Source organism: Roseobacter sp. MH60115, assembly GCF_015644665.1.
In the GTDB taxonomy this organism is placed as follows: Bacteria; Pseudomonadota; Alphaproteobacteria; order Rhodobacterales; family Rhodobacteraceae; genus Roseobacter.
Window position 1 is genome coordinate 257303 of the sequence record NZ_JADOBQ010000005.1, and the last position, 26675, is coordinate 283977.

Here is a 26675-nt window from a genome sequence, read left to right on the forward strand (position 1 = left end):
GGGTGTTTTGCGTGTGACCGATCCGGACGAACAGCAGCGACTGGCGCAGCTTGAGGCGCGGATCGAGGCAGCAAAACAGGGTCAGGCGCCCAAACCCCGGCAGGATGAACACTATTCCCAGGCGCAGTTGGCCTGGCGCATGGTGATCGAATTGGTCGCCGGTCTCGGGATCGGCTTTGGCATTGGATACGGGCTCGACAGCCTGTTCGGGACACTCCCGATCTTTCTGGTGCTCTTTACATTGCTGGGTCTCGCGGCGGGGATCAAAACGATGCTCCGCTCTGCAGAAGAAATCCAGGAAAAGAAGTTGGCCGAAGAGGCCGAAAAGGACGAGGGAGCCTGAAATGGCGGACAAAGCAGAAGAAGGCGGTCTGGTATTCCACCCGATGGACCAGTTCATCATCAAACCGATCTTCGGGGGCGATGTGACATGGTACACGCCGACGAACGCAGCGTTGTGGATGGGTCTGTCGATCCTGGCGATTATCCTTTTGCTGGTTCTGGGCAGCTCCAAACGCTCCATTGTCCCCAGCCGATCCCAGTCCATCGCCGAACTGGCCTATGGGTTCGTTTACAAGATGGTCGAGGATATCTGCGGCAAAGAAGGCCTGCGCTACTTCCCCTACATCATGACGCTGTTTATGTTCATCGTCTGCGCCAACTTCCTTGGCCTGATCCCGACGTCTTTCACGCCCACCTCGCATTTCGCCGTCACCGTCGTGCTGGCGCTCGCGGTGTTCCTCACTGTGACCGTGCTGGGCTTTGTGAAAAACGGCGCGGGCTTCCTGAGCCTCTTCTGGGTCTCCTCCGCACCGCTTGCCTTGCGACCCATCCTCGCAATCATTGAGCTTATTTCCTATTTCGTGCGCCCTGTGAGCCACTCCATTCGTCTGGCAGGGAACGTCATGGCAGGCCACGCGGTGATCAAGGTGTTCGCAGGCTTTGCGGCGCTCACTGCCGTGAGCCCCGTGGCCGTGCTCGGCATCACTGCGATGTATGGGCTGGAGGTGCTGGTGTCCTTTATCCAGGCCTACGTTTTCACCATTCTGACATGCGTCTATCTCAAGGACGCATTGCACCCGCATCACTAATTCGGGCGGAAACACCCGTTCAAATACTCAACTTCCAATCGTAAGGAGAATTCACATGGAAGGCGAACTCGCACACATCGGCGCAGGTCTGGCGGCAATCGGTTCCGGCGCTGCAGCCATCGGGGTTGGCAACGTGGCCGGCAACTACCTCGCAGGCGCCCTGCGCAACCCCTCCGCTGCTGCCAGCCAGACAGCGACCCTTTTCATCGGCATCGCCTTTGCAGAAGCGCTGGGGATCTTCGCATTCCTCGTCGCCCTGCTGCTGATGTTCGCCGTCTAAGACGTCTACGACGACATTCCTTACGGTCGGGCGGCGGTGACCTACACCGCTGCCCGATGTAATGGGGCGGTTCGAAGGAGACCAACATGGCAACCGAAACACACAGCGCGGACGCGGCTTCCTCCGGGGGCATGCCACAGCTCGATTTTTCGACCTGGGGCAACCAGATCTTCTGGTTGGTGCTCACGCTCATCGTTATCTATTTCATTCTGTCGCGGGTGGCGCTGCCACGGATCGCGGCCATTCTGGCGGAGCGTCAGGGGACGATCACCAGCGATCTGGCTGCAGCTGAAGACCTGAAGTCAAAAGCGAAGGAGGCGGAAGCCGCCTACGACAAAGCACTGGTTGATGCCCGTGCCGAAGCACATCGCATCGTTGCCGAAGCCAAGGCCGAAATCCAGGATGATCTGGATGCAGCAATCGCCAAGGCGGACGCCGAGATCGCGGCAAAATCTGCGGAATCCGAAAAGGCCATTGCCGACATCCGCGCGGGCGCGATGGAAGCGGTCAAGGATGTTGCCACGGAAACGGCGCAGGAAATCGTCAGCGCCATGGGTGGCAAGGCCGATGCGAAAGCCATCACAGCGGCCGTTGACGCCCGGCTGAAAGGATAAGCGACATGCGGAAGTTGACCGGACTTACACTGTTGGCCCTGCTTGCCGCTGGCCCCGCTGCCGCTGCGAGCGGTCCCTTCTTCTCTCTGAAGAATACCGATTTCGTCGTGCTCTTGGGTCTGATCGTCTTCGTGGCGATTCTGATCTACTTCAAGGTGCCCTCGATGATCGGTGGCATGCTGGACAAACGCGCCGACGGCATCCAGTCCGAACTGGACGAGGCCCGCGCGCTGCGGGACGAGGCGCAATCGCTGCTGGCCAGTTACGAGCGCAAGCAGCGCGAAGTGCAGGAACAGGCAGATCGCATCGTGGCTGCTGCAAAAGAAGAATCCACTGTTGCGGCAGAGCAGGCGCGTGCCGATCTTGCCGTCTCGCTTGAACGCCGGATGGCAGCAGCGCAGGAGCAGATTGAAAATGCACAAAGCGCCGCCATCAAGGAAGTGCGTGACCAGTCCATCACGGTCGCGATGTCCGTGGCGCGGGATGTCATTGCAAAGCAGATGACTGCGGCACAGGGCAACAGCCTGATCGACAGCGCAATTCAGGAGGTGGATGCCAAGCTGCATTGATTGGCGCTTCACACAGAATTTCGAAAAACCCGGTTTCAAGACCGGGTTTTTTTTGGTTCAGGTGACCTCACCGCACAGATGTACCTGAACAGGGTGTCGGACGGCGTACGCCCTCAATTCGGGACACCTTTTTGGACCTTAGTGCGTATCAGGAACCTCTGGTAGACGGGCAAACGTTCAAAGAGGTGGGGCACCCGAAAGGGCGGGCTGGCATTATGGCTGCTTTTGGTCCGCGAGGGTTGGGATGCCGATGCTGTGGTTGGTTTTTCCTGGGCGGTGCGGGGCCAATACGACCGCAGCAGTCGCGCAAATCAGCAACTCCACTAGAAACGGCCAGTGAAACGGAAATGATAGAATCCATTGGCTGTGAGTTGCCTGAACGGTAACCACAGCGACATTCAAATCTCAGAGCGGCCATGCCCAGTTGATCTGACCCTGGATACTGTCCAGCACGACATGCAGCACCGAGGGGTAGCGCGACGGGAACGCCGCCTGCGCCGCTGGCCATCCTGCTGCGTAACGTCACACCTGCAATGAGAAGACCAATTCAGTGGGCGGGGCGATGGGTCAGATAGTCATGATGGTGCACCTGACGGTCATGCAGGAAACAGAGGAGCAGCCTGTCCATATCAGGCGCGGTGCCGCCAAATAGAAAGGTCTAATCCGCACGGGGTCGCAGATTCGGCGCGTTGTGCGAGACAGGCGCTTGGCAGATGCCCGACGAATATCAGTGTTTTTGTACTTCGTGGTCGAGCCGTTGCCGGGCGACCTCTTCGTTCCGGCTCGCCTTGATCTGGTCCTGCAGGCAAACCTCCACATAGTCGAGATGCGCCTCGACCGCCGCCCGTGCGCCCTCTGCGTCACGCTCTTGCAATGCCTGGTTGATAGCCTTGTGCTGGTCAAGCAACATGCCGCGGGTCGCGCGCTGTTTGAACATGACCTGCCGATTGTAAAACACGCCCTCGCGCAGCAGTTCGTACATGGACCGCATCATATGCAGCATGACCACGTTGTGGCTGGCCTCAATGATCGCCATGTGAAATTGCGCATCCAGCCGCGCCTCGTCTTCGGGATTGCGTTTGGTATGGGCGGCTTCCATCTTGTCGAACACGGCCTGCACCACACGCAGATCAGTGTCAGAGGCCAGCCGTGCTGCTCGTTCCGCAGCCAGCCCCTCCATGTCCCGGCGAAAGGAAAGATAGTCGAAAACGGCCTCATCATGGCGGGCGAACAACTGAACAAGCGCAGGTGCAAAGGCGGAGCCCAGCACATCTGCCACATAGACACCGGCACCGGCGCGGGCTGTCAGCAACCCCTGCTCTTGTAAGGTACCGATGGCGTCCCGCAGGCTGGGCCGGGACACATGCAGTCGCTCCGCCAATTCGCGTTCCGCCGGCAGCCGCTCGCCCGGCCGCAGTATGCCGCGCAGGATCAGCTCCTCGATCTGGCGGACCACCGCCGAAGAGAGTTTTTCAGACTGTACCGGGCGAAAAGGCATCAAAGCTCCGTTTTGGTCAAATTATATGACCACTTCTCCCCAAGGGTAAACTCTTTTCCTCATTCCGCAGCGTCTTTAAGCCATGGTCGGCTCAGTTTTGTCGGAGAATTCCGTGATGCATGCGCCATCCGCCGTATTTGGGGCAAAGCCGGACTTTCGACCCGGCAGTGCAACAATATCTTGTGGATAACTCCGCTTACTACCCATCTTGTGGGGTGTTTTGGTTGACAGGCCCTGCTGTCACCCACAGTCTAGCGGACCATAGGAATCAATGTCAGGCACGTTTTGCGCTTTTCCAAACTCAGACTGACGGGCTTCAAAAGCTTCGTGGATCCCACCGACCTGATCATCGCGGATGGTCTGACCGGCGTGGTAGGCCCGAACGGCTGTGGCAAGTCCAATCTGTTGGAGGCGCTGCGTTGGGTCATGGGGGAAAATCGCCCGACGGCCATGCGTGGCGGTGGCATGGAGGACGTGATTTTTGCCGGTGCCGCCACGCGGCCCGCGCGCAACTTTGCCGAAGTTGCCCTGCACATTGATAATTCGGATCGTCTGGCACCTGCCGGTTTCAACGACGCGGATCAGCTTGAGATCGTGCGCCGGATCACCCGCGATGTCGGCAGCGCCTACAAGGTTGGGGCCAAGGATGTACGCGCCCGCGACGTGCAGATGCTTTTTGCCGACGCTTCCACCGGTGCGCACAGCCCCGCGCTGGTGCGGCAGGGGCAGATTGCGGAGCTGATCAACGCCAAGCCGAAGAACCGGCGCCGTATTCTGGAGGAAGCTGCCGGGATCAGCGGGCTCTACCAGCGGCGGCACGAAGCGGAACTGAAGCTCAAGGGGGCAGAGACGAACCTGGCGCGGGTCGATGATGTGATCGAGCAATTGGCCAATCAGCTCAGCCAGTTGGCACGCCAGGCGCGCCAAGCAGCGCGCTATCGCGAGATCGGCAATGAGCTGCGCCGGGCGGAAGGCATGTTGCTCTACCGTCGCTGGCGCGAGGCGGATGAGGCGCGGGCCGTGGCCGAAGAGAGCCTGCGCGGGCGCGTCACCGAGGCGGCGCAGGCCGAGGCCGCTGTGCGGCAGGCGGCCAAGGTGCGGGAAGAAGCTGAAAACGCCCTGCCTTCACTGCGCGAGGAGGAGGCGATTGCGGCTGCCGTCCTGCAACGCCTGACGGTGGAACGTGACACGCTGAACGATCAGGAATCGCGGGCTCTGGCGTTGATCGAAACGCTCACCGGTCGGATTGCACAGCTGGGCCATGACATCGAACGCGAAGGCGGGTTGAACCGGGACGCGGGCGAGACCATCGAACGGCTGGAGTGGGAAGCGGGCGAGTTGGCCAAGGCCGCCGAAGGACATGAGGAAAAGCTGGTCGAAGCCGCGGAGGCGGCACGCGAGGCGGCGGCGGTGTTGCAGACCCGCGAAGACGATATGTCTCAGCAGACCGAAGACATGGCACGTTTGTCCGCCCGGCACAGCTCTGCGCAGCGCTTGCTGGAAGACAGTCGGAAGACGCAGGACAAATCCGAAGCGGAAGCCGTCAAGGCGCGTGAAGCCGTCGCGGCGAGCCAGGCGGCGCTGGCACAGGCTGGTGTGGACTTTTCCGCTGCTGAAGTGGCCGAAAAAGAGGCGGTTGCAACGGCGGAAAAGGCGGATGCGGCGCTGATCGAGGCCGAAGAGGCGCGGGCGGAAACCCAAGCCCGCGAAGCCGATGCCCGCGCACAACGCTCCGAGGCCGAAGGCGAGATGAATGCGCTGCGCGCGGAGGCCGGCGCGCTGGCCAAGCTGGTGGATAGGGATACCGCCGAGGGCGGACAGGTGCTTGACCAACTGCATGTGAAATCAGGCTACGAAAAGGCGCTGGGGGCCGCGCTGGCCGATGATTTGCGCGCGCCGGAAGTGGCAGCGGATGGCCCGTCCGGATGGGCGGCTCTGCCCGCTTATGATCGCCATCAGGCCTTGCCTGAGGGGGTAAAGCCCCTGTCGCTATTCGTTGACGTCCCGGAGGTTCTTTCGCGGCGGATCAGCCAGATCGGGTTGGTTGAGGCCGACGAAGGGCCGCGTTTGCAGGCCGCCTTAAGCCCGGGTCAGCGACTTGTGTCATCCGAGGGAGACTTGTGGCGGTGGGATGGGTTCCGCGCCTGGGCCGAAGACGCGCCCTCTGCTGCGGCGTTGCGCTTACAGCAGCTCAACCGGCTGGAAGAGCTCAAGCAAAATCTGGAAGTGGCCACGCAGCGCGCCGAGGGGGCGCAGGCGGCGCATGAAATGCTGGGCGCGCGATTGGCGGAGCTGACCAAGGCGGATGCCTTGGCGCGCGAGGCTCGGCGGGCGGCAGACAAGCTGATGGCCGATGCCGGGCGCCGTCTCAGCCGGGCGGAAGCGGACCGCAATCTGGCAGAGGGCAAGCTTGAATCGCTTGGGCTGGCGGTGGCGCGCCACGAGGAAGAAGCGATGGCGGCGCGCACCCGTTTCAAGGAAGCGGAGCGGGCGCTGGAGGAACTGGGTGATCTCGATGAAGCCCGTGCGTTGGTCGAGACCGTGCGCATGGCGGTGGAAGCGGCGCGGATCACCATGATGTCGCGCCGGTCTGCCCATGACGAGCTGCGCCGCGAGGGGGAGGCGCGCACCAAACGCGCGCAGGAAGTAACCAAGGAGATCAGTGGCTGGCGGCACCGTCTGGAGACGGCGGAGAAGCGCAGTGCCGAGTTGGTGGCGCGCAAGACCGCCACCGAAGAGGAACTGGCGCTTGCCAGCGCGGCGCCCGAAGAGATTGCCGAGAAACGTGCCGAAATGAGCACGTCGATCACCATTGCCGAGGCGCGCAAGGCGCAAAGCTCGGACGCGCTCTCGGTCGCAGAGGGCGCTTTGCGCACGGCCACCCAGTCCGAGCGCGACACGGAACGGGTGGCGTCAGAAGCACGCGAGGCCCGGGCCCGCGCAGAGGCACGCAGCGATGCAGCACGCGAGACCGTGGCGCTGGCGGCGGAACGTATCGCGGATGAGGCGCAGGTCACGCCCAACCAGCTTTTGGGCCAATTGGAAGTCACACCGGATGCGATGCCCGGCGCGGATACGCTTGAAGCGGACGTCAACCGGTTGAAACGGCAGCGCGACGCCTTGGGTGCGGTGAACCTGCGCGCCGAGGAAGACGCCTCAGAAGTGCAAACAGAGTACGACACGCTGACGGGCGAAAAGGCCGATCTGGAAGAGGCGATCAAGACGTTGCGGGGCGGGATTGCGAGCCTGAACCGGGAAGGGCGCGAGCGGCTGCTGACCGCGTTTGAGCAGGTGAATTCGAATTTCTCGATGCTCTTCACCCATCTCTTTGGCGGCGGCGAAGCCAATCTGGTGATGGTGGAAAGCGACGACCCGCTGGAGGCGGGTTTGGAGATCATGTGCCAGCCGCCCGGCAAGAAACTCAGCACTCTGAGTCTGCTCAGCGGGGGCGAACAGACGCTGACGGCCATGGCGCTGATCTTTGCCGTGTTCCTTGCGAATCCGGCACCGATCTGTGTTCTGGATGAGGTGGATGCGCCGCTCGATGATGCGAATGTGACCCGTTTCTGCGACCTGCTGGACGAGATGTGCCGCCAGACCGAAACGCGGTTCCTGATCATCACGCACCATGCGGTGACGATGGCGCGCATGGATCGGCTGTTCGGGGTGACCATGGCTGAGCAGGGGGTGAGCCAACTGGTGTCCGTTGACCTCAAGAAGGCGGAAACGCTGGTCGCCTAGCATTTTCCTCGGTGGGTGGCGCAGGCGCGAGGATCACCTGATCGTGTCTTGGGTCTTTTGCATTCAGAGATAGAGTGACAGGATGAAAAGATGTCTCTTTTTAACCGTATTGCTCATCTCTCCCATGGCCGTCCTTGCACAGGATTGGCCGTTTCGCGATGGCGACCGGGCGCTCGATCATGCAGAGGTTATGGCGCTGACCGAAGGGCAGACGCTTGTGTTCTTCGATGAAGGCCAATCGAAATTTTCATCCGGCGGCGCCTATTCCTATACTTACGCCAGTGGCGAATCCGCCTTTGGCCGGTACCGCGTGGAACCTGATGGCACGGTGTGTATCGACTATCGCAATGGTTTCGCGCGGTGTGACCGCTATGTGGAGAGCGGCACCCGTATCGTGATGCTGACCGAGAAGGGCGAGCGTTTTCCGCTGCGACCGCGCGCCGCGGAATAGAGAAGACCCTGCGGCACAGGGGCACGCAGGGTCAAAGGTAAAAACAAACCTGAATGTATGTTTCGCCTGAGAAATTAGGGATTTGCCGCTAAAAAGAGGTAAACGGCGAGCACGTCAAAGCCGCGCAAGCAGGGTCGGCGTGGGCCAGGCATCAGCCGGCAGGCCCAGCCTTTTCTGCTCTGCTTGAACGGCTGCGCGGGTGCGCGCGCCCAGAATGCCGTCGACCTTTCCGACATTGTGTCCGCGCGCCTGCAGCTTGCGTTGCAGCTCCTTGGTTTGCGCGCCGTTCAGTCCTTGTTCTGGCGATCCGGCATCATAGACCGGCGCCCCCTGCAACCGCGTACCAAAGTAAGCCGCTGTCAGAACATAGGTAAAGCTTTGATTCCATTCGAAATAAACGCGGAAATTGGGGTATGCGATAAAGGCAGGGCCCTTATGGCCCTGCGGCAGGATCAAAGACGCCTTGAGCCCCCGTTGCAAGCCGCCTTGCCGGGCGCGGACGCCCATGGCTTCCCATTGTGAGGTGGATTTGACAACATTCAGACCGCTTTGGGACCAGTCGAACTGGGTCGGGACCTGCACTTCCTGCAGCCACGGCTCACCCGCACGCCAGCCAAGACTTTGCAGCATCTTGCCACCAGACATAAGGGCGTCGGCGGGCGAGGTTTTTAATGAAACCTTACCGTCGCCGTCGCCATCGACGCCATTTTCCAGGATATCCTGTGGCAGCATCTGCACCATACCGATTTCCCCTGCCCAGGCCCCTGTGGTGGTACGGGGATCGAAGGCGCCCTGTTCAAAAAGCTCCAGCGCGGCAAAGATCTGTGGCCGAAAGAGTTCTGGCCTGCGACAGTCGTGCGAAAGGGTGACCAGGGCGTTTGCCGTGTTGAAATCCCCCTGAAAGCCGCCGTAATCCGTCTCAAACGCCCAGAAAGCCAGCAAAACACCACGGTCCACGCCATATCTTCGTTCGACCTGATCAAAGATCGCATCATACTTCCGGGCATTGCTTTGCCCGCGTTTCAGGCGATCTGCGGAAATCAGGCGCTTGGAGAAATCGAGGAACGGGCGCTGGAAAACACCTTGGGCGCGGTCTGCCTTGATGACCCTCGAATCCTGCCGCACACCCGAAAAGAACTGCTCAACGGCGGAGTTACCGTGTCCCTTCGCAAGCGCCTCGGCCTTGAGGTCGTTCACAAAAGCGCCAAACGATCCGCCACAGGCCTGAGCGGCAAAGGGCAGGGCAGACAGACAAAGGGCAAGAAGGGGAAGGCGCATCATAAATCTCCGCGATCAGGTCACATCAAAACAAGCAGAACACAGAGCGCGAGGAACCCGGCCCATGCTTTCCACAGCATTGCGATACCGGCGTCTATGTCTACCGGTGTGAGGATACTGCGACCGTCAGGGTTAACATAAGGAAAATCCTGCATCTGGCCGTCATAGGCGCGAGGTCCGGCCAGCGCGACGCCAAGCGCGCGGGAAAGCGCCGCTTCTGGCCAGCCGGCATTGGGAGAGCGGTGGCGACCCGCGTCTGCGCGGATGCCTGCGAAGTCAAAGCAGCGGGCGGGCAGGGCCAGCAGCGCTGCGGTAAGCCGGGCAGGGATCAGGTTCAGCACATCGTCAAGCCGCGCCGCGGCCCAGCCGAATGCTTCGTGGCGCGGGGTCCGGTAGCCGATCATGCTGTCTGCGGTGTTGATCAGTTTATAGACCACCAATCCGGGCAGCCCTGCGATCAGGAACCAAAAGGCGGGCGCGATGACCCCGTCAGAGAGGTTTTCCGCCGCACTTTCGAGCGCCGCGCGGGCCACCAGGGTTTCGTCCATTACGCTGGTATCGCGGCTGACGATGCGGGCGACCATGCGTTGCCCCTCACGGAGCGACATCCGTAACCCGTCCGCGACAGCGGCCACATGTTGCACGAGGGATTTTTGCGCAAGGAGCATGGCGGCAACGATGATCTCGACCAGCGGACCCGCCGTGCTGAGCAGGTACCCCAGCGCGCCGCCAATAATCACGAGGGCTATCGTGCACAGGATGCCGTTGCGGCGTTTGTTGCGCCCGGTGTTAAATCGTTGGTCCAGAAAGCCAACGAACCGCCCCATCAGAACAGCCGGATGCGGGACGCGGTCCCAGAGCCAGCGGGGCTCCCCCAGAAGGGCGTCGAGGCACAGCGCACAGATCAGGACGGCTGCAGTGCTCATGCAAGCGCGACCGCAACCCGCGGCCAGTGCAGCGCATGTGGCAGACCGAGGCGCAGCCAACGCGGATTATAGGGAAAGACGCGGCTCCAGATCCTGTGGCGGGCAAGCCGGGTTTGCCATGCTGCGGCGTCGTCCACCTCGTAGAGCCGGAAGAGGGTGGTGCCACCCAGCATCCGCGCCCCTGCAATCTGCATCTGTGCGTCCAGTCGTGCGGCGTCTTCGGCCAGACGCGCCCTGGTGTCGCGCGCCCACTCCACATCGGCCAGCGCAGCCGCGCCCACATGCAGGGCGGGTCCTGACACGGCCCAAGGTCCCACGGCATCCTTCAGACGTGCAATGAGGGCAGGATCACCTGCGATGAAGCCGAGGCGCAGCCCGGCCAGCCCCCAGAATTTGCCAAAGCTCTTGAGGACCAGCGTACCGGGCCGCGCGGAGAGAGAGATCAGCGATTGCATCGGTGCCACGTCGCAAAAGCTTTCATCGATGATGGTAAGCGCAGCGTCAGGGCAGGGCAATGTCTCCGCCGTCCATGTCTTGCCATCGGGGTTGTTGGGGTGCACGACGACCTGCGCCTCTGCCGGTGCCGCATCCGTGAGGCGCCAGTCCGCGGCGCGAAAGGCTGCCGCATGTTCGTTATACGTCGGCCCGGGGATGTAGACCGTACCCCTTGCTGCAAGTCGTGGGATCTGCGCGATAAGCGCGGATGCCCCGGAGGCCGCCATCAGCCCGACGCCTTCCGGTACCTGCCAAAAGGCGCGGGCGGCGGCAATCAGATCGGCAAGGGCGTTCTTGTCCGGCAGGGCGGTCCAACAGTCTGCAGGCAGTGTCTTGAGCGGGTAGGGATGCGGATTGATCCCCGTCGACAGGTCGATCCAGCCGATTCGTTCGCCCCCAAACCGTGCAATTGCAGCATCCAGCCCGCCCCCATGATCGCGTTCGCGTTTCGTCAACAATATGCTCCAAAACCGAGAAACGTGGCGCAAAACCGCAGCTTTGCCCGTTGCTAAAAGCGGAAACTGGCCGGTTATTCAAGTGTGATCAGAATTGATAAAGATGTCGTGGATTGCTTAATGGTTTGTTAACCTTTGAGGCAGACGACAGATGTTACGGTGTGAAACAATTCCGGAGCTTACCGGAATGGAGGACAGATGAAGGTTCTGATTGTTGAGAGCCAAAACGATCTGGCTAAAATTTGGCAAAGGCATCTCGAGCGCATGGGTATGAGCGTTGCGAGCGCATCCGGGCAATCGGAGGCGATTGGCCACCTGAGCACACACGAAACGAATATCATCATCATGGACCTTGTCCTGAATGAGGGATCCGCCCTGGCGGTTGCGGATTATGCGAGCTACCGGCTGCCCGAGGCCAAGGTGATCTTTGTCACCAACACCTCGTTCTTCTCGGACGGCTCGATCTTCTCGCATGCGACAAATGCCTGCGCTTTCGTGCAAAGCGCGACACCTCCCGAAGACCTTGCGGCGATGGTCGAACACTATGGTGCGCCAACCCAGCATTCCGGCGCGGCCTGACCGCACGGAGAGGATGCCAAAATCACAAAGGGCTAACCGCGGCCGTGCGGTGCCATGAAATCCAGATCGGGTCCGATGGGCACGATCCGGTGCGGATTGATGCTTTCATGGCTGTAGTGGTAGTGCCGGATGATATGCTGGAAATTCACGGTCTCTGACACGCCGGGTGTCTGATAGAGATCACGGGTGTAGGCCCAGAGGTTTGGGTAGTCGATCAGCCGTTTTCGATTGCACTTGAAATGCAGGTGGTACACCGGGTCAAAGCGCACCAGTGTGGTGAAGAGCCGCCAGTCGGCCTCCGTCTGCCGGTCTCCCATCAGGTAACGCGTGTCCGACAGGCGGATTTCCAGCCACTCCAGCGTGTCGAAAAGCGGCGTCACCGCTGCGTCATAGGCCGCTTGAGTTGTAGCAAATCCGGCTTTGTAGACGCCGTTGTTGACCGTGCCGTAGATACGGTCGTTGACCGGAGCGAGGGCATCGCGCAGCGCTTCTGGCCAGAAGTCATCGGTGTTGCCCGTCAGGCCGTTGAACGCCCCGTTGAACATGCGGATGATCTCAGAGCTCTCATTGGACACGATGGTTTCGCGTGACGTGTCCCAGAGGATCGGCACCGTGACCCGACCGGAAAAGCAGGGATCGGCCTTGGTGTAGAGATCACGGGCAAAGGGCAGGTCGTAGAGCGTGTCACCCGTCGCGCCCGCATCGTCCTGCTCAAAAGTCCAGCCGTCAGTCAGCATGTCAGGATGCACCGCTGAGACGGAGATATGCGGTTCCAACGCCTTCAGTTTGCGGAAAACCAAAGTCCGATGCGCCCAAGGGCACGCGTAGCTGACATAGAGGTGATAGCGGCCCGAATCGGGTGTGAACCCTCCCGTGCCGCTAGGCCCCGGGACGCCGTCTGCCGTAATCCAGTTGCGAAACTGCGCATCAGCCCGTTTGAAGCTGCCGCCTGTGGACTTCGTATCGTACCAGCGATCGTGCCACACCCCGTCGACCAAAAGCCCCATGCTCAAACTCCTTCAATTCCAGGGTCGACCCTAAGACACACCACCTAAACGTCACAGTGGAAACCGCGCGCAGCCCCTCTGCATCTGCGCACAGGGCAGCACGGCTGACATAAAAACTTAACTTGATTTTTAGTCGATGAGTCCATCATGTTACGGTGAGAACGATGTAGGATGTAACGAGATGGAAGCGATTTTTTCCAAGGAAATTCAAGCGGGTCTGGATCAGGCGCGGGTGGAGGCACTAAAGCGGTCGTCGCGGCTGCGGGTGAACGTGGACGGTGATATTCTGCCGGTTCTGCGCATGTGGAAGACCGGTTTCGCGCTGGAGGCGGACACGCCGAGCCTGCGCGGATTTGTGGATCTCTACGATGGCAGCCTGCATCTTTTCCAGTGCCTGATTGTCACCAGCTACGACGAAGAGGGTGAGCGGCGCTACGAGTTCAAACGCGCCACGGCCGTGTCGGAAAAACCCGCTGTGGATTTCGAGATTGGTGAAGACACCCCCGTCGGTCTGATCGAAGACGCCCGCTGAACCTGCCTATTGAAGGTCGCCGAAGGCGGTTGCGAGGCGTTCGCAGGCTTCTTTGACGCGCGACCGGGGTGTGCCGAGATTGAAGCGCATGAAGCTTTCGCCGCCTGTGCCAAAGCTGGACCCGTGGTTGGCCGCGATCTGCGCATCTTCCTGCACACGCCGAATGATCTTAGTCGTTTCCATCCCGGTATCTTTGAAATCCACCCACGCGAGATAGGTGCTTTCAAGGTTCATTGAGGATAGGCCGGGGATCGCATTAACCGCTGTGTCGAAAAGCCGGCGATTGCCGTCGAGATATTCGGTCAAATCATCTACCCAGGCCGCACCTTCCGGAGAATAGGCTGCTTTGGCCATCACCAGCCCGAATGAGTTTGCCGAAAGACCGAGAGCGGACATCCGGCGGGAGAAGATCGCACGCAGGTCCGGGTCTTCGATGATCACATTGCCCGTGTGGTGCCCTGCGAGGTTAAAGGTCTTGCTCGTCGCCGTCATCATGATCAGACGGTCGGTGATCCCGTCGATAAGGGCTGCAGGTATGTGGGAATGGCCGGGCATCACCAGATCATGGTGGATTTCGTCGGAGACAAGGATCAGGTCGTGGCGACGGGCGAAATCCGCCAGCTGTTGCAGCTCTTCCCGCGTCCAGACCCGTCCGCCCGGATTGTGCGGAGAACACAGGATGATCATCTTCTCTGCGCCAGTCATCTGGGCGTCATAGGCGTCAAAATCCATCTGGTACTGGCCATCCACTTGAACCAGGGGGCATTCCACGATCTTGCGTTCAGCGGCGTCGATGACGCGGGCAAAGGCGTGGTAGACGGGGGTGAAAAGGATCACGCCATCACCCGGTTCGGTAAAGGCGTCAATGCACAGACCCGTGCCATTCACCAGCCCGTGGGTGTTGAAAATCCAGTTCTTCTCGATCTGCCACCCATGGCGTTCCTGCATCCACCACTGGATGGTTTCGCGATAGCTGTCTTCGCTGCCGTAATATCCGTACACGCCGTGATCAATCATGCCCTGCAGTGCGTGCTGGACGCAGTCCGGGGGCCGGAAGTCCATATCGGCGACCCACATGGCAAGACCCTGATCGGCCGAAACCCCGTATGTTTGCTGCATGCTGTCCCACTTGCAGCAATCGGTGCCGCGCCGATCAATCAGGGTATCGAACCGGGCGTCATGGGGGGTGTCGAGGCTCATCAGGATCTCCTTTTTACCTGCCGCAAGCTAGCGGGAATTTCGCGCGCCGCAAGCCCGCGTGTGTTGCAGCCGCTGTGATGCTGGCTTACATGAAACCCATGAAGAGAAATATTCTGTTACATCCTGACCCACGGCTGAAAAAACAGGCAGCTCCTGTCGCTGATCTGAGCGATGAGTTGCGTGCATTGGCCGATGACATGCTGGAAACGATGTATGATGCGCCGGGTGTCGGGCTCGCGGCGCCGCAGGTGGGTATTCTGCAGCGGCTTGTGGTGCTGGATTGCGTAAAAGGCGAGAATGAGCGCCCGCGCCCGCTGATCATGTTCAACCCGGAAATCGTTTCCTCCTCGGACGAGATGAACGTCTACGAAGAGGGCTGCCTGTCAATCCCGGAACAGTTTGCTGATGTCACGCGCCCGGCGGAGGTCGAGGTACGCTGGATCGACCAGAACGGCAAAGAGATGCAAGAGACGTTTGATGGCCTTTGGGCCACCTGCGCGCAGCACGAGATTGATCACTTGGATGGCAAGCTTTTCATCGATTATCTCAAGCCGCTGAAGCGTCAGATGATCACCCGCAAAATGGTGAAGATGAAGCGGGAACTGGCCCGCGCATGACGGTGCGCGACATTGTGTTATGGCCGGACCCTCGTTTGACTGATGTCTGCGCCCGGATTGCGGCAATCACACCGGAAATTGAAACCTTGGCCACCGATATGCTGGAGACGATGTATGACGCGCCGGGGCGCGGGTTGGCAGGCCCGCAGGTTGGCGCCATGCACAGAATATTCGTCATGGATACGGAATGGAAGGAAGGCTCACCTGCGCCGATGGTCTTCATCAACCCAGAGATCGAGGCCCGCAGCGCGGCACAATCGGTTCAAAGCGAAGGGTGTCTTTCCATCCCCAGCATCACGGTGGAGGTGTCTCGCCCCAAGGAGGTCACGCTGCGCTGGACGGATTTGGCGGGGCAAGAGACGCGGGGTGTGTTTTACGGGTTTGCGGCCGCCTGCGTGCAGCACGAACTGGATCATCTGAATGGCATCGTGACGTTGGACCATTTGACGGAGGTGGCGCGCGCGTCCGCAGAAGCCGATTATGCGGAGGCTCTGTCATGACCCTGCGGGCGTTCGTGAAATGGCCCGATGCCCGATTGCGGACCAAGGCCGCCGCTATTGACGAAATTACAGACGACATTCGGACCCTGTGGGATGACATGATCGAGACGATGGATGCCATGCCAGGGGTCGGGCTTGCGGCACCGCAGATTGGGGTCATGTTTCAGGTCGCCGTGGTGGATGCCTCGGATGCCAGAGATCGGCGCATTCGGATGGCCAACCCGGAAATACTGGACGCCTCGGCCATCATGAACCTGCATGAGGAAGCCAGCCCAAATCTGCCGGGGGTCTCTGCCACGATCTCGCGGCCCAGAGGGGTTGCGGTGCGGTTTATGGATGAGACCGGGCTTTACGTCCGGCGTGATTTCGTTGGATTGGAAGCGACAAGCGTGCAGCACCAGATCGATCATTTGCAGGGACGCATGTACTTTGACCATCTGAGCAAGGTCAAACGTGACATGCTGCTGCGCAAAGCCCGCAAGCTAAGGAACTAAGGTGGCCTGAAAGCCCACCTTACCTGTTGGGAGCAAAGGCATGTGGTGGCAGGTAGGGTGGGCTTTCAGGCCACCTTTTGCAGGAGATGGAAAATGCGCGTGATCTTTATGGGGACACCTGAATTTTCGGTGCCCGTCCTTGATGCCCTGGTGGCGGCGGGACACGAGATTGCCTGCGTTTACGCGCAGCCGCCTCGGCCCTCCGGACGGGGCAAGAAAGAGCGACCCGGCCCTGTCCACAAACGTGCGCTGGAGTTGGGATTGCCCGTGTTGACGCCGGTCTCTCTGAAAGATGAAGACGCGCAGGACGTATTTCGGGCATTCCATGCGGATGTGGCGGTTGTCGTCGCCTATGGATTGATCTTGCCACAGGCTATTCTCGATATGCCGAAACTGGGGTGCCTAAACATTCACGCCAGTCTTCTGCCAAGATGGCGCGGTGCTGCGCCGATCCACCGTGCGATTATGTCCGGCGACGCGGAGACAGGTGTTTGTATCATGCAGATGGAAGCCGGATTGGACACGGGGCCGGTGCTGTTGCGGGACGCCACAAAAATCGGTGAGGAGGAGACCACGGCCACGCTGCACGACCGGCTCAGTGCGATGGGGGCTGCGCTGGTTGTGGACGCGTTGGCGCAGATCGGCCAGTTGGTCCCGCAGCCTCAAACCGAAACCGGAGTGACCTATGCCGACAAGATCGACAAATCAGAAGCCCGCGTGGACTGGCACCAGCCCGCAGAGCATGTGGACCGCCTGATCCGGGGGTTGTCCCCGTTTCCGGGTGCCTGGATCATGGATGGCGATACGCGCATAAAACTGCTCGGCGCGCGTCTTGCGGAAGGGCAGGGCGCGCCCGGTACCGTTCTGTTGGATCCATTGCGGGTTGTCTGTCAGGACGGGGCCGTCGAACTCACCCGCTTGCAGCGCGCGGGCAAAGCTGTGCAGGATGCGCAGGACTTCCTGCATGGTTGGCCAATGGCTGCGGGAAAGCAGCTTTGAGGGAGAAGGCGCGATGTTTCCAACGCTGATCGGCACCGTCGTGATTGCCGGAATTGTCGGCTATCTCTGTGAAAAAACCGGGTTTACCCACAACGGCTATCTGCAGAGCATCATCATCTGCGTGGGCGGTGCGTTTCTGTTCTACTTCATCCGACTGATGTTCGGCTTCGGCTTTTCCAGTCCCGGTCTAAACGCAATTGCCTCTTCCATCGGCGCCTTGATCATCGTGCCTTTTCACTGGCGAAAATAGCACTATTCGGCGGGCCGACCGGTCAGAGCAGCCTCTTCATCCGGGCGCGGTGCCCGCACGCAAAGACGCAGGAGCGGCGGCACCGTGAGCAGTGTCAGGAAGGCGGACATCGACAGTCCCCCGACAACCACGGCACCAAGGCCACGGTAGAGCTCTGACCCTTCGCCCGGGATCAGCACCAGCGGCAGCATCCCGAAGACCGAGGTCAGCGTCGACATGAAGATCGGCCGGATACGGTTGCTGGTCGCCTCTTCGATGGCGGCAATGGGGGCCATGCCTTCATCGCGCAGGTGGTAGAGCGTCTGGTGCACGATCAGGATCGCGTTATTCACCACGATCCCGACCAGAATAATAAAGCCCAGCAGGGTCAGCATATCCAGAGGCTGGTTCTGAAAGGTGTTCAGCAGGGCGAGCCCGCCAACGCCGCCGGCTGCAGCGACCGGCACGGAGATCAGGATCACCAGCGGCAGAACGAAACTCTCAAAGAGGATCGCCATGACCAGAAAGACGATGATCAGCGCCACGGCGAGGTTGATCTGGATGGCATCCCAGGTCTGGCTGAGTTGATCGGCGGTGCCGGACACGCTGACGCGGATGCCGTTGGGCAACCCCTGCTCTTCCAGAACCGAGACAACCTCGGTTTCCAGCAGTTCCACCGCCGCCTCCAGTGGCAGGGCGTCCGAGGGGCGCACTTCCAGCGTCACGGTGCGCAACCGGTCGCGGTGCCTGATCTCGGTCGGACCTGCAGTGACGACAACATCGGCCAGTGCGGTCACGGGCACGATCTGCCCCGAGGGCGTCACCACCGGGTAGTTGCCGATGTCCTGCGTTCGCTGGGCGACCTGCAGACCCGGATCGCCTTTCAGCATCAGGTTCAACCGCTCTGCCCCGACCGTGATCTCGGCCACGCGCAGCCCGTCGTTGAAGGCATCAACCGTCAGCGCCAGATCAGACGCGCTGAGCCCTGCATCGGCCAGCCGCAGCCGGTTAGGCACCAGCCGAACCTCGGGGGCGCCAAGCTCCAACCCCGGGATCGGACGGAACTGATGGCCTTCGGAGCGGGGCAGCAGGCCTGCGATTGTGCCTGCCGCCTGACCGGCGACGGCCAGAATTTCATCCAGATCCTGCCCTGAGATGTTGAGTTCGATGGTGCGCCCCCCGCCAACACCGCGCCCAAAAAGCGAGGGTTGTGTCATGAACCCGAAAGTGCCGGGCTCCGCGAATATCGGCGTCGACAGGACGGGGATAAGCTCGCCTGCGCGGGTTCCGTCAACGGCGGCGGCCCCCACAAAGCTGTTGCCGGGGGTGGCCACGAAGAAGAAGTTCTCGATCGTCGGCGTACCGTCTTCCATCTGGGGCGCGGGGGCGGCTTCCCAGAGCGGGCGGGCCACGCCTTCGATCCGCTGCGCGATTGTCTGTGTCGTGTCGAGGTTATACCCGGGCGGCGGAATGATCAGGCCGAACACCAGATTTCGATTGCCTTCCGGCAGGTATTCCAGGCGCGGCAAAAAGATGACGCTGGCGATAGCCGCACCGCCCGCGATGGCGGCCACCATCATCAGACCAATGGCCCGGAACCGCACCGTCATGCGCACGTAACGCATCACCAGCCCGTGGAACCCATGGGCCAGATGATCGAGCCCCCAGATTCTCATGGTGACCTGTTCGCCCTGTTTCAACAGGCGGCTGGCGAGGGCGGGAATGACCGTGACCGCAACGACGAGCGACAGGAGCACGGAGACCGAAATCGCAACGGCGATATCGCGAAAGAGCTGACCGGCTTCGAGTTGCATAATCAGGATCGGGATGAAGACCAGCACGGTGGTCAGGGCGGAGACGAGGATCGCGCCCCAGACCTGTTTGGCGCCCTTGTAAGCCGCCTCGCGCCGGGTCAGCCCCTGTTCACGCAAGCGGTAGATGTTTTCCAACACAACGATGGCCGCATCGACGATCATGCCCACGGCAAAGGCAATTCCGGCCAGCGAGATCACGTTCAGCGTGCGCCCGGTGGCGGCCATGGCGACAAAGGTTGCCACGATACTGACCGGAATGGCCAGCGACACCACAAGCGTGGCGCGCGGGCTGCGCAGAAAGGCGAGCAGGACCGCAGCGGCCAGCGCGCCGCCGATCCAGATGTTCTGTGTCACCAGATCGATGGCCCCGTTGATGTAGATGGTTTCATCATAGACCTGACGCATCTGTAGCCCGGCATCGGAGACGGGGCCTTCGTCCAGTTCGGTCAGCACCGCGCGCACGGATTCCATGGTCTCGATGACATTGGCGCCGGGTTCGCGCACAATGTTGAAGGCCAGTCCGGGCTCCCCGCGGAAACGCAACCGGGCCCCGGGTTCCTGATAGGCAAAACCGACCTCTGCCACATCCCCGACCCGCACGCGACCCGACCCGCCATTGCCAAGCTCGGAGCGCAGCACGACTTCTTCGATGGCGGCAACCGTGTTGAGGTTGCCCTCGGCGCGCACCACATAGCGGCGTTTGCCCTCTTCCACATCCCCGGCGGAGAGGGAAATGTTTTCGTTGCGCAGGATGTTCACCACGTCCGGCACCGTCAGATCAAACCGGGCCAACTGCCTCGGATCAACCACGACCTGCAATTCGCGGGTCACCCCGCCGAAGACATTCACCGCAGAAACACCTTCGATCCGCTCGACCCGGTCCTTGATGATGTCTTCGACAAAATCGCCATAGGTCGGCATGGATTGGGTGTTGCCCTCCTGCGCGGTCAGCAGGACCCAGGCAATCGGGCTGTCATCTGATCCAGAGGTGTCCAGCGACGGCTCGCCGGCCTCATCGGGATAATCCCCCACCCGATCCAGACGGTTCGAGACAAGCAGAAGCGATTGGCTCATATCCGTGCCAATGCCGAATTCCAGCGTCACCGATGCCTCGCCGGTTTGCGCGCGCGAGGTCATGACGTCGAGCCCCTCCAACCCGCGCAAGGCCTCTTCCTGCCGGTTGATGATTTCCCGTTCGATCTCTGAGGGGGCGGCGCCGGGCCAGTTCGTGCTGATCACGACGATGGGTTTGCGGACGTCAGGCGCCAACTGGATCGGAATACGGGTGACCGCGATGACACCGAACAGGACGGCCATCACGACCGCGGCCATGACGGCGACGGGGCGATCGATGGCGAACCGGATGAAATCCATATCAGCCTCCGTTACTGGCGCCCATGGGCGCGATGGCTTGCCCGGGGCGCAGACGTTCATTGCCGCGAGTGACGACAACCTCGCCCTCCTGCAGGCCGCCCAGAACTTCGAACCGGTCCCCGAGTGCGACGCCGATTTCCACCGTGCGCGGTTGCGCTTGTCCGTCCGCAGCGACGAAAACGGTCCAGCCACCGCGCGCCTGGACAAGCGCATCCTTGGGCACGGACAAGACCTCGCGCGGTTCACTGATCGGGATGGACACGGTGATCGATTGCCCGATCGCGACGGTTTTCATGTCGATCAGAAGCGGTGAGGAAAAGCGTACCGGCCGTGTCCGGGTTGCCGTGTCCTCGACCGGCAGCAGCACCCGTACCGTCAGGGCGAGCTCCTCACCTGCTTCCGTGATGCCGCTGACCTCAAGTCCCGGCTCCAGCACGCGGATGTATTTCGAGGGCACGCTGGCTTCGATCTCGAAGGATTGTGTGTCCAGCAGCGACACGACCGGCGCGCCGGAACTGATGAATTCGCCGGGGTTGGTGTTGACCTCCAGCACGATCCCGGAAAACGGTGCGGTGATCCGGGCGCGGTCCAGCTGATAGCGGGCTTCGGCCTCATTGGCTTCGGCTGTCTGGACCCGCGCTTCGGCCTCGGCCAGCTGTCCCTGGGCCTCGAAAAAATCGCTCTGGGCTTCGTCGAAGCGGCTGGAGGAGAAAGAGGTGGTGCCGCGCAGCCCTTCGATCCGCGCCAACGACTTGGTCGTGCGGTCGACACGTGATTTTGCGGTTGCGATCCCGGCGCGCGCTTCGGAAAGACCCGCATCCGCCTGGCGTGCAAGGATTTCCAGCAACTCTGTATCCAGCTCGGCGAGGATATCGCCCTGGGACACTGTAACCCCTTCCAGCACATGAACCTTATCGACGGTTCCGGCAATCCGGCTGGCCACGGTGCCCTCGCGCGACGTGACCACCTCGGCAAAAAGCGGCACCGTTTCGGCGATGGATTGCACTTCAACGGTCTCGACGCCAACGGCAGCGGGCCCGCCTTGCGCGGCCACCGTGCTGCCCGTCGCCAGAAGAACACCGGTCACAAGCAAAGAACGCAGCAGATTCGGAAACGGATTTATACTCATGGATATGCTTTCTGTGCCTGACGCAGGCGGTAGGGCTGGGACCTAGGTAAGTCCTGCAGCAGTCAAATACCACTTTGGCGCGCAAACGCACCTGCAAATTCCAGTGATCACTCAGATTATTCCGGCGCTTTGCCCGATTCAAGGTCACGCGCATAGGCGATGAGGGCATCCACTTCTTCGGCAAGGGGCTCTTGCCCGGTAAATCCCAGCAGATAACTGGACACCAGACGGCTGCGTGCCTCCATCGGCTCATTCAATTGCGCGTCGTCGTACCCGATCTGCATATAGTAGAGGATACGCGCCCGCGCGACGGCTTCGAGATCGGGATAGCCGAACCGGGCGAACATCGCCCGCAGCGCTTCCAGCCGTTCCGCTTCGGAGGCATGCAAGACCTCGCGCACGCGCGGTGCACGGCGTGCCCAGTCCCGTATGGCAAAATCGAGCCGCGTGCTGAACAGCGCGGGGTTGATCACGCAGCGAAAGACATTGCCGACCGCTTCGGTGATGGTGTTTGCCGGGGTTTGCGCCTTGGCCACAAGGGCGGCGGTGTTGGTTTGCCGCCAGTGATCGAGCAGGGCATCCAGCAAATCCTGCCGCGATTTGAAATACCAGTAGAAGCTGGAGCGGGAGACCTGCAGTTTCTCCCCGATGAGCTGGATTTTCACACCCTCCACGCCGTGGGCCAGCAAGGCCTCCAGCGCCGCGTCCAGCCAGTCCTGCCGGGTCACCTTGATGTTCCCGACAAGGGGCGCGTTCTGAGGGATGTCCGGGGGCGGGCCGGGCTTTCGGGGGGCGTTCATGGGTTCAGCTTTCCGGCGGCGCGCCGCCGGCGTCGGACTTCCGGCGGATGTCGTCGCGCAGGCGGGCCAGGGCGGTTTCATCCGCGCTCGGGCCTGCAGCCTCCGCCACAATCTGTTTCCACATATCGGTCGCGCGGGTGGTTGCGTCCTTGCCGCCGCGTTCCTGCCATGTGCCGAAATTCGTGAGGTCCCCGATCAGCGGCTCGTAGAATGCCGTCTGATACCGCTCCATCGTATGGGGGGTGCCAAAGAAGTGCCCGCCCGGCTGCACGTCTTCCAGTGCCGCGAGGCCGATATCGGCGGCATCCGCCGGGGTTTCCGTGCACAGCTCTGCAACCATTTGAAGGACTTCCAGATCGGTGATGAGTTTCTCGTAAGATACGGTCAAACCCCCTTCAAGCCAACCGGCGGCATGGATCACAACCGTCGCACCGGCCAGCAGACAGCCCCATGTGCCAAATTGCGTTTCATTGGCCGCCTGCACGTCGCTGAGGTTGGCCGCCGAGCCGCTGGCGCAGCGCCACGGCAGGCCGATTTTGCGGGCCAATTGTCCGGCGGCGAGGCTGGCTTTGAAGTGTTCTGGCGTGCCAAAGGCGGGCGCGCCGGATTTCATGTCCACGTTGGAGGTGAAGGTGCCGTAGCAGACGGGTGCACCGGGGCGGGTGAGCTGGGTCAGCGTGATCGCGGCGAGCGCTTCGGCATGGCTGAGGGTCATGGCGCCTGCCACGGTGATCGGGGCCATCGCGCCCATGAGCGTGAAGGGGGTCACGATGCTGACCTGTCCGGCCATGGCAAAGTCCATGAGCCCCTGCGCCATGGGGATATCCAGCGTGCGGGGCGAATTGGTGTTGATGATCGTGTAGCAATGGCTCTCGGTCGCGAACGCATCGTCGGACAGACCGCGAAAGTCGCGCAGCATCTCGAAGCTTTGCATGACCTGCGGTGTGCCGCGCGAGAAGATGAAGGGGACCTTGTCGGACAGCGACAGCTGCGCATCCAGCGTCGCGTAGTGACGCAGGTGCATCGGCACGTCCTGCGGCTCGATCAGCGGCGGAACCATGTGCAGCACGTCGAAATGCTGGGTGAGCTGCACGAGCTCGCGGAAGTCGCGCTCCGTGCCCGGGCGGCGACCTCGCTCCAGATCTGTGGCGTGGGGCGCGCCGGCGCCAGGTTGGAACACCAGATTGCCCAGCTCCAGTGTGATGTCGCGGTCGGGCACGGCCCCGCGCACGGGGATCGACCTTGGCGCGCTGGCAAGCGCTGCCTCCACCATCTCGCGCCCGATATGCACCATCTCACTGTCCTCATGCACTGTGGCACCGCCCGCCTTGTAGGCATGGCGCGCGGCGGGCAGGAGCACCTTGATGCCGAGGCGTTCGAGCACATCTAAAGCGGCCTCGTGGATCGCTTCGATCCGGTCGTCCGAGAACACCGACATGGGTGGGAACGGGTTGCGCAGATGGCGATAGTCCACCTTGCGCTTGGCGGGCGGGGCGCCGCCACCCCGACGGGTGCGCCGCCGCCCGGTGTTCTCGGCCAGCGTCATACCCGCATGACCTTGCCCTCTGGGTCGTAAGGTGAGGGCGGGATGACCTTCGCGGCGCGCTCGATCCCCACCACATGCACGCTGAGCGCGGTGTCGGGCTTAGCGTGCTCGGTGTTGACCAGCGCCATCGCCAGCGATTTGCCGGTGGTGTGACCGTAAGCGCCGGAGGTGACGAAGCCCACTTTCTCCGCCCCGGCCCAGATCGGCTCATAGCCGCTCGCATCCGCGTCCTTGGCGTCGATCTCGAGCGTGACCTGAATTTGCGCCGGGCCATTCCCGTCGCGCTCGGCAAGTGCGGCGGATTTGCCAACGAAGTCTTTCTCCCAGTCGATCCAGCGGTCCATGCCGGTCATGCCGGGGGTGTAGCCTTGGGTGAATTCGGCGTTCCAGATGCCGAAGCTCTTCTCGATCCGCAGGCTGAGGAGCGCGTTGAAGCCGACCTCGCGGATGCCTTCTTCCTCGCCCGCCTCCAGCAGGATGCGGCGCAGGGTGGCGTGATCGCCAGCACGGCAGTGGATTTCGTACCCCAGCTCGCCGGTGACCGACAGTCGCCCCACCTTGCAGCGCAGAAGGCCGATGTCGAAGGCGCCGCAGCCCATGAAGGGCAAATCGCCGATGGGACCGTCGGTGAGTTTCTCAATGACCGCCCTTGACGCTGGCCCGGAGAGCGAGAACCCGGCGGTATCCTCGCCCAAATCGCGGATGGTCACGCCGTCGTCCATATGGTCGTTGAACCAGCGCATGTGCCAGCTGCGCAGATAGTAGCTGCCCATGATCCACCAGATGCCGTCGCCCCAGTTGAAGATGGTCAGGTCTCCCTTGAGACGCCCGTCTTCCGCCAGCATGGGCGCGAGCTTCGCCCGACCCGGCTTGGGCAGTTTCGAGGCCATGATCCGGTCGAGCCAAGCTTCGGCGTTCGGACCGGTGACCTCGAAGCGGGAGAACCCGGTGATGTCGAGCAACCCGACGCCATTGCGCACGGCGTGACATTCATCGGCGACGATCAGATGCGCGTTCGAGCGTTTCAGGGAAGGGGTTTCCTTGAACCCGGGCTCAGCGAAATAGAGCGGCACTTCCAGATCCCAGCTTTGGCCCCACTGGCAGCCCGCGGCGGTCATGTCCGCATAAGCGCCTGCGGTTTTCAGCGGGCGGCCCGCAGGCAGCTGTTCGTTGGGATAGGTCATCACGAAGCGGCGGGTGTAGAACTGGCCCGTGGTCTCCTTGATGTACTGCCTGTTCTCGGCCCAGACACCGTAGCGGGCCACATCCATGCCGAAGACGTCCGCCTCGGGCGTGCCGTGGATCATCCACTCGGCAAGGCTCTTACCGACCCCGCCGCCCTGCAGGAAGCCCGCCATGACCGCACAAGCGGACCAATAGCCGCGTTTGCCGGGCACGGGGCCGACCAACGGATTGCCATCCGGCGAGAAGGTGAAGGCGCCGTTGACCCAGGTCTTCACGCCGACCTCCTGTAGGCAGGGGTAGCGTTCGAACCCCAGGGTCAACTCGTGTTCGATCCGGTCGGGATCTTCCTGCTGCAGCTCGAAGCCATACTCCCACGGCGCGCCGTCCATCATCCAGTGTTGGTGGTTGATCTCGTAGATGCCCAGCAGCACGCCTTTCTGATCCTGCCGCAGATAGGTGAAGCCTTCCAGATCCACAGTCATCGGCACCTCAAAGTCGATGTCTTCCAGCTGCGGGATGGTGTCGGAAATCAGGTAGTGGTGGTTGAGCGGGGAGACGGGCAGTTCGATTCCCGCCATGCGCCCGACCTGCTTGGCCCAGAGACCGGCGGCATTGACCACATGCTCGCAGGTCACGGTGCCCTTTTGGGTGACGACCTCCCAGCCTTGCAGCGTCTGGTTCAGCTCCAGCACGCGGTTGTGTTCGATCACCTCTGCGCCGCGTTTCCTGGCCGCACCGGCATAGGCGTGCACGGTGCCCGTGGTGTCGATATAGCCCTCGCGGTCCGCCCACATGCCGCCCAGAAGCCCGTCGCCGGACATGATCGGGTTCAGCGCCATCGCCTCTTCTACGGTCACGAGACGGCAATCCTCGATGCCGATGGACTGGAACGTGCGGTAGGCCGATTGCAGCCATTCCCAGCGATCAGGCGTGCCCGCCATGGTCAAGCCACCGGTCATGTGCAGCCCGATGTTCTGGCCGCTCTCTGCCTCAATCTCGCTCAGCAGATCAATCGTGTAGGCCTGCAGCTGCGCAATATTCGGATCCGCATTCAGCGCATGAATGCCACCCGCCGCGTGCCAGCTGGACCCTGCCGTCAACACCGAGCGTTCGATCAGGCAGACGTCGGACCAGCCCATCTTGGCCAGATGATAGAGAACAGAGGCGCCGACAACGCCGCCTCCGATCACGACAACGCGGTAATGCGACTTCATGGCAGATCCTCCCGATGATCGTTGCGTTCTGGACAGTAATGTACAGTCCTGCTCAAAC

At 61.6% G+C, this 26675-nt stretch carries 25 protein-coding genes; 14 read left to right on the forward strand and 11 right to left on the reverse strand.

Annotated features, from left to right (window positions below; translation table 11 throughout):
- The first annotated feature begins 13 nt into the window (after nucleotides 1–13).
- From ISX84_RS17060 to ISX84_RS17080, 5 genes are all read left to right on the forward strand, one after another.
- Nucleotides 14–343 (forward strand): AtpZ/AtpI family protein, encoded by a 330-nt coding sequence (locus tag ISX84_RS17060; protein WP_195821802.1) that lies wholly within the window; start codon nucleotides 14–16, stop codon nucleotides 341–343.
- A gap of 1 nt (nucleotide 344) precedes the next feature.
- A complete protein-coding gene (locus ISX84_RS17065; RefSeq protein ID WP_195821602.1) occupies nucleotides 345–1091 on the forward strand; it encodes a F0F1 ATP synthase subunit A in 747 nt (248 codons plus the stop codon).
- A gap of 55 nt (nucleotides 1092–1146) precedes the next feature.
- Complete coding sequence (locus ISX84_RS17070) at nucleotides 1147–1371, forward strand: F0F1 ATP synthase subunit C (protein ID WP_011567586.1); 225 nt, start codon at nucleotides 1147–1149, stop codon at nucleotides 1369–1371.
- An 86-nt stretch (nucleotides 1372–1457) separates the two neighbouring features.
- Nucleotides 1458–1985: a F0F1 ATP synthase subunit B' gene (locus ISX84_RS17075; protein WP_195821603.1), complete on the forward strand. Its 528-nt coding sequence runs from the start codon at nucleotides 1458–1460 to the stop codon at nucleotides 1983–1985.
- A 5-nt stretch (nucleotides 1986–1990) separates the two neighbouring features.
- Entirely contained in the window at nucleotides 1991–2554 is a 564-nt protein-coding gene (locus ISX84_RS17080) for a F0F1 ATP synthase subunit B (RefSeq protein WP_195821604.1), read from the forward strand.
- 727 nt (nucleotides 2555–3281) lie between these two features.
- Here the strand turns inward: ISX84_RS17080 and ISX84_RS17085 are convergent.
- On the reverse strand, nucleotides 3282–4052 hold the full coding sequence (locus tag ISX84_RS17085) for a FadR/GntR family transcriptional regulator (protein ID WP_195821605.1): 771 nt from the start codon (nucleotides 4050–4052) through the stop codon (nucleotides 3282–3284).
- A gap of 285 nt (nucleotides 4053–4337) precedes the next feature.
- On the opposite strand from ISX84_RS17085, the gene smc reads away from it, so the two are divergent.
- On the forward strand, nucleotides 4338–7793 hold the full coding sequence (gene smc, locus ISX84_RS17090; protein WP_195821606.1) for a chromosome segregation protein SMC: 3456 nt from the start codon (nucleotides 4338–4340) through the stop codon (nucleotides 7791–7793).
- 82 nt (nucleotides 7794–7875) lie between these two features.
- On the forward strand, nucleotides 7876–8244 hold the full coding sequence (locus ISX84_RS17095; protein WP_195821607.1) for a hypothetical protein: 369 nt from the start codon (nucleotides 7876–7878) through the stop codon (nucleotides 8242–8244).
- A 114-nt stretch (nucleotides 8245–8358) separates the two neighbouring features.
- Here the strand turns inward: ISX84_RS17095 and ISX84_RS17100 are convergent, their stop codons facing one another.
- Genes ISX84_RS17100 through ISX84_RS17110 form a run of 3 tightly spaced genes read right to left on the reverse strand, consistent with a single transcriptional unit; the run spans nucleotide 8359 to nucleotide 11398 of the window.
- Nucleotides 8359–9522 (reverse strand): lytic murein transglycosylase, encoded by a 1164-nt coding sequence (locus ISX84_RS17100; RefSeq protein WP_195821608.1) that lies wholly within the window; start codon nucleotides 9520–9522, stop codon nucleotides 8359–8361.
- Nucleotides 9523–9542: 20 nt separating this feature from the next.
- Nucleotides 9543–10448: an adenosylcobinamide-phosphate synthase CbiB gene (gene cbiB / locus ISX84_RS17105; RefSeq protein ID WP_195821609.1), complete on the reverse strand. Its 906-nt coding sequence runs from the start codon at nucleotides 10446–10448 to the stop codon at nucleotides 9543–9545.
- Nucleotides 10445–11398 (reverse strand): threonine-phosphate decarboxylase, encoded by a 954-nt coding sequence (locus ISX84_RS17110; protein ID WP_195821610.1) that lies wholly within the window; start codon nucleotides 11396–11398, stop codon nucleotides 10445–10447. The genes cbiB and ISX84_RS17110 overlap by 4 nt, the downstream gene beginning before the upstream one ends.
- 198 nt (nucleotides 11399–11596) lie before the next feature.
- Between ISX84_RS17110 and ISX84_RS17115 the strand changes: the two genes are divergently transcribed.
- Nucleotides 11597–11977: a response regulator gene (locus ISX84_RS17115; protein ID WP_195821611.1), complete on the forward strand. Its 381-nt coding sequence runs from the start codon at nucleotides 11597–11599 to the stop codon at nucleotides 11975–11977.
- Between the two features lie 32 nt (nucleotides 11978–12009).
- On the opposite strand, the gene ISX84_RS17120 is transcribed toward ISX84_RS17115, so the two are convergent.
- Nucleotides 12010–12984, reverse strand: coding sequence for a glutathione S-transferase family protein (locus tag ISX84_RS17120; protein WP_195821612.1), 975 nt, complete (start codon nucleotides 12982–12984; stop codon nucleotides 12010–12012).
- Between the two features lie 181 nt (nucleotides 12985–13165).
- Between ISX84_RS17120 and ISX84_RS17125 the strand changes: the two genes are divergently transcribed.
- Nucleotides 13166–13516 (forward strand): hypothetical protein, encoded by a 351-nt coding sequence (locus ISX84_RS17125; RefSeq protein WP_195821613.1) that lies wholly within the window; start codon nucleotides 13166–13168, stop codon nucleotides 13514–13516.
- Nucleotides 13517–13522: 6 nt separating this feature from the next.
- On the opposite strand, the gene ISX84_RS17130 is transcribed toward ISX84_RS17125, so the two are convergent.
- A complete protein-coding gene (locus tag ISX84_RS17130) occupies nucleotides 13523–14716 on the reverse strand; it encodes a MalY/PatB family protein (protein WP_195821614.1) in 1194 nt (397 codons plus the stop codon).
- 98 nt (nucleotides 14717–14814) lie between these two features.
- Here ISX84_RS17130 and def (ISX84_RS17135) point away from each other — a divergent pair, with 98 nt between their 5' ends.
- From def (ISX84_RS17135) to ISX84_RS17155, 5 genes are all read left to right on the forward strand, one after another.
- The gene (gene def / locus ISX84_RS17135) at nucleotides 14815–15333 is read left to right on the forward strand and encodes a peptide deformylase (protein ID WP_195821615.1); all 519 of its coding nucleotides are present in this window, start codon (nucleotides 14815–14817) and stop codon (nucleotides 15331–15333) included.
- Complete coding sequence (def, locus tag ISX84_RS17140) at nucleotides 15330–15833, forward strand: peptide deformylase (protein ID WP_195821616.1); 504 nt, start codon at nucleotides 15330–15332, stop codon at nucleotides 15831–15833. The genes def (ISX84_RS17135) and def (ISX84_RS17140) overlap by 4 nt, the downstream gene beginning before the upstream one ends.
- Nucleotides 15830–16327 carry a peptide deformylase gene (gene def / locus ISX84_RS17145; RefSeq protein WP_195821617.1) on the forward strand — a complete coding sequence of 166 codons (498 nt, stop codon included), beginning with the start codon at nucleotides 15830–15832 and terminating at the stop codon, nucleotides 16325–16327. Before def (ISX84_RS17140) ends, def (ISX84_RS17145) begins: the two co-directional genes overlap by 4 nt.
- Before the next feature lie 93 nt (nucleotides 16328–16420).
- Nucleotides 16421–17326: a methionyl-tRNA formyltransferase gene (gene fmt / locus ISX84_RS17150; protein ID WP_195821618.1), complete on the forward strand. Its 906-nt coding sequence runs from the start codon at nucleotides 16421–16423 to the stop codon at nucleotides 17324–17326.
- Between the two features lie 13 nt (nucleotides 17327–17339).
- Entirely contained in the window at nucleotides 17340–17576 is a 237-nt protein-coding gene (locus tag ISX84_RS17155; RefSeq protein WP_195821803.1) for a hypothetical protein, read from the forward strand.
- Nucleotides 17577–17578: 2 nt separating this feature from the next.
- Here ISX84_RS17155 and ISX84_RS17160 read toward each other — a convergent pair whose 3' ends face one another.
- The 5 genes from ISX84_RS17160 to ISX84_RS17180 form a co-directional block, all read right to left on the reverse strand.
- On the reverse strand, nucleotides 17579–20743 hold the full coding sequence (locus ISX84_RS17160; RefSeq protein ID WP_195821619.1) for an efflux RND transporter permease subunit: 3165 nt from the start codon (nucleotides 20741–20743) through the stop codon (nucleotides 17579–17581).
- A 1-nt stretch (nucleotide 20744) separates the two neighbouring features.
- Nucleotides 20745–21872: an efflux RND transporter periplasmic adaptor subunit gene (locus tag ISX84_RS17165; RefSeq protein WP_195821620.1), complete on the reverse strand. Its 1128-nt coding sequence runs from the start codon at nucleotides 21870–21872 to the stop codon at nucleotides 20745–20747.
- Between the two features lie 116 nt (nucleotides 21873–21988).
- Nucleotides 21989–22672, reverse strand: coding sequence for a TetR/AcrR family transcriptional regulator (locus tag ISX84_RS17170; protein ID WP_195821621.1), 684 nt, complete (start codon nucleotides 22670–22672; stop codon nucleotides 21989–21991).
- Nucleotides 22673–22676: 4 nt separating this feature from the next.
- Nucleotides 22677–24218, reverse strand: a complete 1542-nt coding sequence (locus ISX84_RS17175) for a trimethylamine methyltransferase family protein (RefSeq protein WP_195821622.1) — start codon at nucleotides 24216–24218, stop codon at nucleotides 22677–22679.
- On the reverse strand, nucleotides 24215–26617 hold the full coding sequence (locus ISX84_RS17180) for a GcvT family protein (RefSeq protein WP_195821623.1): 2403 nt from the start codon (nucleotides 26615–26617) through the stop codon (nucleotides 24215–24217). The genes ISX84_RS17175 and ISX84_RS17180 overlap by 4 nt, the downstream gene beginning before the upstream one ends.
- Nucleotides 26618–26675 lie beyond the last annotated feature (58 nt).